We start from the raw sequence: 488 nt of genomic DNA, 5'->3' as shown, positions 1-488 counted from the left end.
GTCGCGCGGTATGCTGTGCCCGTTCCAGTTCACTGCATAAAACCAGGTCAAAGGAAACATCATGTAGCAGCGTATGCAGATTTTGCGCTTGCTCAATACCGCGTGCGGTCAGGGGAGTGGGCGCATGACCGCTGTACAGACCATCGACATTCGCTTGCGTTTCGACATGACGAATTAACCACAGTCGCATCATGCCCTCCGTAACGACAGGTATCAGCGATACAAGCCTTGTTGGTTAATGTAAGTCAGTACCGGTTCCGGCAATAAATCCTCACACGATTCACCGTTTTGCAAACGTTCGCGGATGATGGTCGCCGAGATGTTAAACCACGGCGTTTCAGCCAGATAAATTTTACCGGCAGGCTGAAGGTGAAGATCTTCCGGGTTATGTGTCAAATGATCTTCCAGCCATTGCTGGTATTGCGGTTGCGCCATTTCAAGTGGGTAACCTGGACGCCGACAGACGATCAAATGTGCATTGTCGAGTA

At 50.6% G+C, this 488-nt stretch carries 2 protein-coding genes; both read right to left on the bottom strand.

All coding sequences use genetic code 11. From position 1 onward, the window contains the following. On the bottom strand, positions 1 to 193 hold a 193-nt coding region (locus tag AC30CM_RS27005), incomplete at its 3' end, for a histidine phosphatase family protein (RefSeq protein WP_490119976.1). A 20-nt stretch (positions 194 to 213) separates the two neighbouring features. Next, positions 214 to 488 (bottom strand): nicotinate-nicotinamide nucleotide adenylyltransferase (locus AC30CM_RS27000; RefSeq protein WP_490119975.1); only part of this gene is annotated, 275 nt, incomplete at its 5' end.

Source organism: Mycobacterium sp. DHQP2018-32-09, from assembly GCF_058148405.1.
The sequence above is the reverse complement of the archived record's forward strand: the minus strand, read 5'-3'. Positions and strand labels throughout refer to the sequence as shown.